At 68.1% G+C, this 9,143-nt stretch carries 10 protein-coding genes; all 10 read left to right on the top strand.

What is annotated here, in order from left to right; genetic code table 11:
* Positions 1 to 41 precede the first annotated feature (41 nt).
* Positions 42 to 1,205, top strand: a complete 1,164-nt coding sequence (locus tag HOP12_06010; GenBank protein NOT33712.1) for a tetratricopeptide repeat protein — start codon at positions 42 to 44, stop codon at positions 1,203 to 1,205.
* Between the two features lie 54 nt (positions 1,206 to 1,259).
* Positions 1,260 to 1,883 carry a sigma-70 family RNA polymerase sigma factor gene (locus HOP12_06005; protein NOT33711.1) on the top strand — a complete coding sequence of 208 codons (624 nt, stop codon included), beginning with the start codon at positions 1,260 to 1,262 and terminating at the stop codon, positions 1,881 to 1,883.
* Positions 1,880 to 2,506 carry a hypothetical protein gene (locus HOP12_06000; protein ID NOT33710.1) on the top strand — a complete coding sequence of 209 codons (627 nt, stop codon included), beginning with the start codon at positions 1,880 to 1,882 and terminating at the stop codon, positions 2,504 to 2,506. Before HOP12_06005 ends, HOP12_06000 begins: the two co-directional genes overlap by 4 nt.
* An 8-nt stretch (positions 2,507 to 2,514) precedes the next feature.
* Positions 2,515 to 3,729 carry a PDZ domain-containing protein gene (locus HOP12_05995; protein NOT33709.1) on the top strand — a complete coding sequence of 405 codons (1,215 nt, stop codon included), beginning with the start codon at positions 2,515 to 2,517 and terminating at the stop codon, positions 3,727 to 3,729.
* 106 nt (positions 3,730 to 3,835) lie between these two features.
* Positions 3,836 to 4,906 carry a 3-dehydroquinate synthase gene (gene aroB / locus HOP12_05990; protein NOT33708.1) on the top strand — a complete coding sequence of 357 codons (1,071 nt, stop codon included), beginning with the start codon at positions 3,836 to 3,838 and terminating at the stop codon, positions 4,904 to 4,906.
* Entirely contained in the window at positions 4,903 to 5,355 is a 453-nt protein-coding gene (locus tag HOP12_05985) for a 3-dehydroquinate dehydratase (protein NOT33707.1), read from the top strand. The genes aroB and HOP12_05985 overlap by 4 nt, the downstream gene beginning before the upstream one ends.
* A gap of 97 nt (positions 5,356 to 5,452) precedes the next feature.
* Positions 5,453 to 5,905, top strand: coding sequence for an acetyl-CoA carboxylase biotin carboxyl carrier protein (gene accB / locus HOP12_05980; GenBank protein NOT33706.1), 453 nt, complete (start codon positions 5,453 to 5,455; stop codon positions 5,903 to 5,905).
* A 52-nt stretch (positions 5,906 to 5,957) separates the two neighbouring features.
* Positions 5,958 to 7,130: a type IV pilus twitching motility protein PilT gene (locus HOP12_05975; GenBank protein NOT33705.1), complete on the top strand. Its 1,173-nt coding sequence runs from the start codon at positions 5,958 to 5,960 to the stop codon at positions 7,128 to 7,130.
* Positions 7,131 to 7,137: 7 nt separating this feature from the next.
* Positions 7,138 to 8,502, top strand: a complete 1,365-nt coding sequence (gene accC / locus HOP12_05970) for an acetyl-CoA carboxylase biotin carboxylase subunit (GenBank protein ID NOT33704.1) — start codon at positions 7,138 to 7,140, stop codon at positions 8,500 to 8,502.
* Positions 8,503 to 8,522: 20 nt separating this feature from the next.
* Positions 8,523 to 9,143, top strand: a 621-nt coding sequence (locus tag HOP12_05965) for a 2-phosphosulfolactate phosphatase (protein ID NOT33703.1), incomplete at its 3' end; no start/stop codon positions are given.

Genomic DNA, 9,143 nt, shown 5'->3' with positions numbered 1-9,143 from the left:
CCTCCTTGATCGCCTGGGCCGCACGGCCGTGTCGCCCCAGCATGTCGACGCGCAGCACCCGGATCTCGCGCGAGCTCTCGCGCTGCTTCGAGAGTCGATCGAGCACCCGCACGGCTTCCGAAGCCGCCGACCTCAATCGACTGCGTCCGGGGCTCTCGTTCCTGCGCGGCTGGATCGCCGAGAATCTGCGCCGTGATGCGGACGCCGTCATGCATTATCGAGATCATCTGCTCGCGAACACCGGAGACGTGGCCGGCCGTCGTCAGATCGCGTTCGCATTGCGGCGCCTCAAGCGTCCGCGCGAGGCGCTGGTCGAGGCGCGAACACTGGCGCGAGCGCGACCTGACGATCTCGAGGCGCAGGCGCTGCACGTCGAAACGGCGTTCGAAGCACAGCAGCCTTCGGAAGCCGTGCGGGTGCTCGATCGACTCTCGAAGCAGCGCGAGAGCTCGCGCGAGATCCGGGTGCTGCGCGTCGACATGCTGGGGCGACACGGCCGTGCGGCCCAGGCGATCAAGGAGGCCGAAGCATGGCTCGCCGCGGGGCCCGACGATATTCCGAACCGCGCGCTGGCAGCCCGCGCTAGCGAACTCGGTGGCGACTGGACCGGGGCGATCGCGCATCTGCAGCACGCCGTCGAGCTGGCACCGGATTCGCTCGCGCCGCGCGCGCTGCTGGCTCGACTGCTGCAGCATCGTAATCGCTGGTCGGAGGCCGAGGCCGAGTGGCGGGCGGCCAATCAGCGATTTCCGGAGCATGTCGGGGTGCTGTACGAGATCGCCGTGTGCCGCGAGCACACCGGAGATCTGATCGGGGCCGAGTCCGCGGCGCGCGATGCGCTGAAGCGCGAGCCCGACAACCCCGAATTGCTCAACTTCCTCGGCTATCTGTTCGCCGACCATGCGTTCAAGCTCGACGAGGCGGTGCTGCTGGTGCGTCGGGCGCTGAGCGCCGATCCGGACAACGGCGCCTATCTCGACTCGCTCGGCTGGGCCTACTTCCGGCTTGGCCGCTTCGACGAGGCCCGCCGCCTGCTCGAACGTGCCGTCGAGCGGACCGGTGGGGATGCGGTCGTTCACGAGCATCTGGGAGATGTTTACAACTCCTTGAGACTCAATAACTTGGCAGTTGAGCAGTACCGACGCAGCGCGGCCGCCGGCAACCGCGACCCGGGGCTGCGAGCCAAGCTGGGAACGGTCCGATGACTGGTCTGGAACCTGTTGCCGGGCAGGGGGTAGTAGCCAACAGTGGAGTCATCCGTGCCGCTCGATCGTGAGCCCTCCGTTGCGGGCATCGTCCCGTTGTCCGACGAGGACCTCATGTCGCGCGCCGCGGCGGACGACGAGCGTGCCTTCGCGGAGCTGGTGAGGCGCTACCAGGGGCGGGTGATCAACCTGGTGAGTCGCATCCTCAACGATCGCGAATGCTCGGACGATCTGGCGCAGGAAGTGTTCGTCCGCGTTTACGTGCATCGCCGCAACTATCGACGCGGCGCGAAGTTCTCGACCTGGTTGTTCACCATCGCCGCAAATCTCGCGAAGAACGAGATCCGGCGGCGGGTACGACGACGCAACTGGTTCAGTCTCGATGCGCTGCAGGAAGTGGTTCAGGACAGCGCGATGGTTCTGGCGGATCCCGTCGAGGGCCAGGACGTCGCGATGCAGCGCGAACAGCTGCAGTCACTCATCGGCAAGGCCATCGCGGTCGTGCCCGAAAAATATCGAATCGCCCTCGTGCTCAGAGATGTCGAGGGCCTCGCCTACGAGGAGATCGGACAGGTGCTGGGGATTCCGGGCGGCACGGTGCGTTCGCGCATCAACCGCGCACGCGGAATGCTCAAGCGCAAACTCCAACCCTTGCTACGCCGAGAAGGAACGTCATGACTTGTGGTCAGTCCCGCAAACTGTTCAGCGCCTACTGGGACGATGAACTGAGCCTCGCCGAGCGCGAGTGGCTCGAAACGCACTTCACCTCGTGCTCGGGGTGCCGTGGCGAGTACGACGAGTTCACCCGCGTCGTCGAGTGGAGCGGCTCGCTGCCGCGCGTCGAAGTGGCGCCGGATTTCGCGGAGCGCACGCTGGCGCGCGCGCGTCGTGTCACCGCTGCGCCCGATCGTGTGCCGAGCGGGACGCCGCGCTGGGTGACCGCCACGGCGGCGGTCGCGCTGCTCGCGGTCGGCGGTACGCTGGCGCTGCAGTTCGCGGTGCGCGGCCCTGACTCATCCTCGAGCGGTGCGCCGATGGCCGTGCAGGCTCCGCTGCTGCAGCCCGAGCGCGTGGTTCCGACGGGTACTCCGGCGGTCGCGACGCCCTCGATGTCGGACCCGGGCGCGGAACGCGTCGCGGTTCTCGAGCCACTCGGCGAACTCTCGGACAGCCTGTTCGATCGCTCCGACGACGTCGAGTTCGTGCTCGATCCGGTCGCGATTCGCAAGGGTCGCGCCCACTCGACCACCCGCATCACCCCGCCCACCGTGCACGGTGAGGCCGCGACCATCACCTTCTAGGAGTCCGGTTGACGCGAGCGCCCCGAGTTCCGCACTTCCTGAGCCACCGTTTCGCGACCGTGGCGCGGCTCGCGATGTCGTGCGTGCTCCTGTTCGGAACTCTCGCACCCTCGGTGACGAGTGCCCAGGGCACGCTGAGCGCGCTCCAGACCGACGTCGACCAGATCGCGCGCCGCGCTCGACCTTCGGTGGTCACGGTGATGGCGCAGCGTTCCGTCCAGCGTGCGGGTGACGCTCAGGCGCGCCCGCGCTCGCGCGTAGGTTCGGGTGTGGCGATCGACGATCACGAAATCGTGACCGTCGCGAGCCTGGTGCTCGGAGCGCAACGCGTGGTGGTGCGGACCTCGAATGGCATCGTCGCGGAGGCCGAGGTGGTCGGAGCCGATGCGATTTCGAACGTCGCGCTGCTGCGCGTCGCCGACGTCCGGCTGCCGGTGATCAAGTTCGCGTCCCACGGCGGCGCGCGCACCGGCGACTGGGTGGTCTCGCTCGGGACTTCGTATCGCGCCCAGGCAACGCAATCGGTCGGCAACGTCGCTTACGTTCACCGCGAGCCCGGTCGCACGCTGCTCCAGCTGACCAACACGGTGTATCCGGGAAACAGTGGTGCGGCGGCGATCGACGTGCACGGCGAGCTGGTCGGCATCGTCGAGGGCGAGATCGGCGCGCCGGACCTGGTCGCCGACGAGAGCCCCGAAGAGCGCAGCGGCGCCGGAGCCAGCTTCGTGCTGCCGCCGGAAGTGCTCCGCCCGGTGCTCGAGTCGTTGCGCCGCGAAGGCTTCGTGCGTCACGCCTTCCTGGGGGTGACGACGCGTGCGGTGAGCGTTCGCAGCATCGCGCGGGGCGGCCGCCGCACGCCGATCGGCGCGGTCATCGAGCGCGTGGTCCCGGGCGGGCCCGCCGAGCGCGCCGGCCTGCGGGGCGGCGACATCGTCGTCGCATTCGCAGGTGAACGCGTCGAGTACCCGGAGCAGCTGGCGCGCTGGGTGGCCAGTGCCGCGCCGGGTTCCTCCGCCGAGATCGTCTGGGCGCGCGAAGAGGTCGGAATGAACACCGCCGTCGAGCTGGGCGAGGCGCCGCGCGAGGCGCCCGCGGCCTGGAATGCTTCGTGGCTCGAGGACGAGAGTCCCACGCGCTCACCCGCGCGCATCGCCGAACTCGAGCGCGAGATTCGGCGGCTCAGCGGCGAGCTCGACCGCTTGAAGATCGAGCCGCGACGCTAGCCGCCCGGCGCGCACCGCACGCGCGCTCGATTCGCCGGATTTCGATGCGCTCGCTATGCTGCGACCCGTGAGCCGCGAACTTCTGGTTCGAATACCGGGACGTCCCATGTCGAGCCGCGTGGTGATCGCGCGCGGAGCGCTCGATCTTCTCGGGCGCCGAATCCGGCGGGAACTTCCCGGGGCTCGCCGCGTCGCCGTGGTGAGCGACCGCAACGTCGCGAGGCTCTACGCGCCGCGTGCGCTCCGCACGCTGCGACATGCCGGTCTCGAACCCGAGCTGCACGTGCTGCCGGCCGGAGAGACGACCAAGCGGGTGGCATCGCTCGAGCGGCTGTGGCGCGGATTCGCCGATCAGGACCTGGGGCGAGGTGACGTGGTGGTGGCGCTCGGCGGCGGAGTGATCGGCGATCTCGCGGGCTTCGCGGCGGCGACGTGGCTGCGTGGAGTGGCGTGGGTGGGAGTGCCGACTTCGCTGCTCGCCCAGGTCGACAGCTCGATCGGCGGCAAGACGGGAGTCGATCAGCCGGCGGGCAAGAACCTGGTCGGCGCGTTTCATCAGCCGGTCCTGGTCGTCGTCGATCCGGCATTGCTCGCGACGCTGCCGGTGCGCCATCTGCGCGCCGGACTGGCGGAGGTCGTCAAGCTCGGCATGGCCGTGGATGCCGCGCTGTTCCGTTCGTGCGAGCGCTCACTCGACCCATTGACGCGTCGCGAACCCGCCGCGCTCACCCGCGTGATCGAACGCGCGATCCGCATCAAGCAGCGTGTGGTGCGGAGCGACGAACGCGAACGGCCGGGTGGTCCCCGCACCGCGCTCAACTTCGGTCACACGCTCGGGCATGCCTATGAAGCGGCGCGCGATTTCCGCGGGATCCTCCACGGCGAAGCGGTGGCGATCGGAATGCGCTTCGCGGCAGCGTTGTCTGAGCACACGCTCGGACTGGCCCCCTCGCAACGCGCGCGACTCGAACGATTGCTGGATCGATTGAAGCTGCCGCGGCGCCTGCGCGGGGTGCGCGTTGCGGCGCTGGACGCGGCGATGCGACTCGACAAGAAGCGCGCAGGTAGCGAACCCCTGTGGGTATTGACGCCCAAAATCGGCCATGCTAGCGTGCCGCGGCCGGTCGAGCGTCGCCTTCTAAAGGAGACGCTCGTTTCATTCGGAGCCGAAAACTGAGCCTTCGCATACTGGTCCTCCACGGTCCGAATCTCGATGCTCTGGGAACTCGCGAGCCTCAGGTCTACGGACGCGAGACACTCGGCGACGTCGAGCGCGCATTGAGCGAGCTGGGACGCGAATCGGATTGCGAGATCGAGTCGCGGCAGACGCAGCACGAAGGCGTGTTGATCGAAGCGCTGTACGGTGCACGCGGGCACTCCGATGGAGTGCTCCTGAACCCGGGTGGTCTCACGCACACGAGCGTCGCGCTGCGCGACGCCGTCCTCGCGTGCGGGCTTCCGGTGGTCGAGGTGCACGTGACCAATCCCCACACACGCGAAGCCTTCCGTCACAGGTCGCTGGTGTCCGGCGCCGCCCTCGGGGTGGTGCAGGGCTTCGGCATCGACAGCTACCGACTCGCGCTGCGCGGACTCATCGCGCATCTCCGCCGTGACCGCGCCTCGTAAGTCGCGCGCCGGCAGCGGTTCCGGCCGCCGAACTGGCGTCAAGTCCGCGCCTGCGACCGCCGATAACCCGCGCACTGCGAAGGTCGGCGAATTCGAGCTGGGCGAGCTTCGCCAGCTGATCCGCCTGGTCCAACGCACCGGGATTGGCGAGCTCGAGGTCACGGCCGGCGGTCGTACCGTTCGGATCTCCGCTCAGTCGCACGGCGTGGCGCCGCATCCGATGGCGACCGCTCCGTCGGCTGCGGCTCCGGCGGCGCACGCTTCGGCGGGCGCTTCGGCCTCCGCGAGTCCGCCACCCGCCAAGGACAATACCGTCGCGATCACGTCGCCCATGGTGGGAACGTTTTATCGCGCACCGGCACCGGATGCGGACCCGTACGTCGAAGTGGGAAGCGTGGTCGAGGTGGGGCAGAACGTCTGCATCATCGAAGCCATGAAGCTCATGAACGAAATCGAGTCCGAGGTCCGGGGGCGAGTGGTTCAGCTTCTGGTCGAGAACGCCCAGCCGGTGGAGTTCGGTCAGAAGCTGTTCCTGGTCGAGCCGGTCTAGGCAAGGGCGCAGCTCGGAGCGCGGGGCGGACCTCGCGCGGATGGGGGCGACGATGAACATTCGCGTGGTGCTCGACAAGATGATCGGAGCGCGGGCCAGCGATCTCCATCTCAAGGCCGGAACGCCGCCGGTGGTGCGCGTCGACGGCGTGCTGTACACGCTCGACGAGCCGGCACCCTCCGCACAGCAGTTGCGCGAGGTCTGCCACCAGCTCCTCAACGAGGAGCAGCGCCAGCACTTCTCGACCCATTCCGAGATCGACTTCGCGTTCGGCGTCGCCGGACTCGCCCGATTCCGCGCCAACCTGTTCATGCAGCGTGGCACACCGGCGCTCGCGCTACGCCATGTGCCGGTCGAGGTGCCGAGCATCGAGGACCTGCACGTTCCACCTCAGGTTCGCGAGCTGGCGTTCTCGCCGCGCGGCCTGGTGCTGGTCACGGGTCGCACCGGCTCGGGCAAGTCGACGACGCTGGCCGCCATGATCGACGCGATCAACAAGGTCACCACGCGCAACATCATCACGGTCGAAGACCCGATCGAGTTCCTCCACCGCGACCGCCTGTCGTTCATCCACCAGCGCGAGGTCGGACTCGACACCAAATCTTTCCACGACGGTTTGCGGTACGTGCTGCGCCAGGATCCCGACATCATCCTGGTCGGCGAAATTCGCGACCTCGAGACCATGAGCACGGCACTGATGGCCTCCGATACCGGACATCTGGTGCTCTCGACGCTGCACACCACCGACGTGGTGCAGACGCTGCAGCGCATCGTTTCGTTCTACCCGCCGCACCAGCACGACGAGATCCGGTTGTCGCTGTCGGCGAACCTGCGGGCGGTGGTGTGTCAGCGACTGATCGCGCGCAAGGATGGCGCGGGCCGCGTTCCGGCGATCGAAATCATGGTCAGCACCCCGACGATCCGCGAGTTCATCCTGAATCCGGACAAGGTCCCGATGATCCACACGGCGATCGCCGAGGGCGTCACGCAGTACGGCATGCAGACCTTCGATCAGTCGGTGCTCGGTCTGCTGCGCGAGGGCCTGATCAGCGAGGAAGAGGCGCTCAAGAACTGCAACAACCCGAACGAGCTTCAGCTCAAGCTCAAGGGCATCTCGGCGTCTTCCGACCGCATGTGGCAGCCGGTCGACGCCGCCAGTGCGGAATCCTCCCCGGAAGCTCCGGCCAACGCCGGAGCCCGACCGGGCTGGATGTCGCGCGACTGACGGGGGCATGTTCCGCAAGGTCCTGATCGCCAACCGGGGTGAGATCGCCCTCCGCATCATTCGCGCCTGCCGCGAGCTCCGGATCAGCACCGTCGCGGTCTTCAGCGAGGCGGATCGAGACAGCCTGCACGTCCGGCTCGCCGACGAGTCGGTGTGCATCGGACCGCCGGCGCCGGCTCAGTCCTATAACTACATCGCGCGGCTGATCTCGGCCGCCGAAGTGACGGGCGCCGACGCCATCCACCCCGGCTACGGATTCCTGTCCGAGAACGCGCACTTCGCCGAGGTGTGCGCCTCGTGCGGTTTCGTTTTCATCGGACCGACACCCGAGATGATCCGGAAGATGGGCGACAAGGCGGTGGCTCGAAAGACCATGCGAGAGGCCGGACTGCCGCTGGTACCCGGCAGCGAAGGCACGCTCACGGACATCGACGAGGCGCTGTCGCTCGCGAGTGGCATCGGCTATCCGGTCATCATCAAGGCGGCTGCCGGCGGTGGCGGACGCGGCATGCGCGTGGCGTGGGACGAAAAGCAACTCCGAACCGGATTCGGCATCGCGAGGGCGGAGGCGGGGGCGGCGTTCAACAATGACGCGGTGTACCTCGAGAAGTATCTGGTCAAGCCGCGCCACATCGAGTTCCAGTTGTTCGGCGACTCGCACGGCAATCTCATCCATCTCGGCGAGCGCGAGTGCTCGGTGCAGCGCAATCACCAGAAGTTGATCGAGGAGTCGCCGAGTCCGTTCCTGAACGACGCGCAGCGCCGCAAAGTCGGCGAGATCGCGGTGCGCGGCGCCGCCTCGATCGGCTACCTGAACGCGGGCACCATGGAGTTCCTGTTCGATCAGGACGGCAGCTTCTATTTCATGGAGATGAACACGCGTATCCAGGTCGAGCACCCGGTCACCGAAGAGGTCACCGGGCTGGATCTCGTGAAGGAGCAGATCCGGGTCGCGGCCGGCGAAAAGCTGTCGCTCACGCAGAAGCAGGTCGAGTGGAGCGGACATGCGATCGAGTGCCGCATCAATGCCGAGGACTTCGAGCACGGCTGGCGTCCGAGCCCCGGCAAGGTGACCTACTGGTACAAGCCGGGCGGTCCCGGCATCCGGGTCGACAGCCACGTGTATGCCGGCTACGTCGTGCCGCCGTACTACGACTCGATGATCGGCAAGCTGATCGCGCGCGGCAAGGATCGTGAAGAGGCGCTGCGCCGTATGGAGATCGCGCTCGAGGAGATGATCGTGGAAGGCGTGCACACCACGATTCCGTTCCATCGCCTGGCGCTGGCGGACTCGCGGTTCCGAAGCGGCGATGTCGACACGCGTTTCGTGGAAGCGCTGCTCAAGGAACGCCAGCCGGTCGCGACACCCTGACCGTTCCGACGGTCCGGGTCATGTTGCAGCCGCACGAAGCGCGGCCGCGCGGCCCGCTCGAGGCCGCGCTGGTGGTCGACGTGCTCCGCGCCACCACCACGCTCACGGCCGCACTCTCGAACGGTGCCCGCGAAGTCATTCCGGTCGCCACCCCCGCGGAGGGCTTCGCGGCACGGGCGAGGCGTCCCGATGCGCTGCTGTGCGGCGAGCGGGGCGGCCGCATCGTGGATGGCTTCGACCTCGGAAACTCGCCGTTCGAGTACACCGCCGAACGGGTGCGCGGCCGCACGCTCGTTTTCGCCTCGACGAACGGCTCGCTCGCGCTGCTCGCGGCGCGCGGCCTGCGACGCGTGCCGGCCTCGTTCGCGAACCTCACGGCCGCGGTCGATCGCGTGTGGCGGGCGTCCGGCATCGTGATCGTGTGCGCCGGCAAGGAAGGTGCATTCGCGCTCGTGCAGCCGCGCGACCAGCAGGCCGGCGCAGGCAGCGTCCTCGAGCGCGAATGCACCTTCCTTGCCGGCGCGGTGAGATCGCTAGTCGAGGGCTCGCGCCACGGACGCGACCTCTCGGCGATGGGCCGCGACTACGCGCGCGACGTCACGTGGTGTGCCACGCTCGACTCCATGAGTGCGGCGTTCGAG

This window comes from Candidatus Eisenbacteria bacterium, assembly GCA_013140805.1.
Classification (GTDB): domain Bacteria; phylum Eisenbacteria; class RBG-16-71-46; order RBG-16-71-46; family RBG-16-71-46; genus JABFRW01.
This window is presented reverse-complemented; position numbering and strand designations above follow the sequence as displayed.

Excerpts from the sequence above, each read along its gene's own strand:
- HOP12_06010 (NOT33712.1), top strand. The coding sequence starts at position 42 with ATGTCGACGCGCAGCACCCGGATCTCGCGCGAGCTCTCGCGCTGCTTC.
- HOP12_06000 (NOT33710.1), top strand. The coding sequence starts at position 1,880 with ATGACTTGTGGTCAGTCCCGCAAACTGTTCAGCGCCTACTGGGACGAT.
- aroB (NOT33708.1), top strand. The coding sequence starts at position 3,836 with ATGTCGAGCCGCGTGGTGATCGCGCGCGGAGCGCTCGATCTTCTCGGG.
- HOP12_05975 (NOT33705.1), top strand. The coding sequence starts at position 5,958 with ATGAACATTCGCGTGGTGCTCGACAAGATGATCGGAGCGCGGGCCAGC.
- accC (NOT33704.1), top strand. The coding sequence starts at position 7,138 with ATGTTCCGCAAGGTCCTGATCGCCAACCGGGGTGAGATCGCCCTCCGC.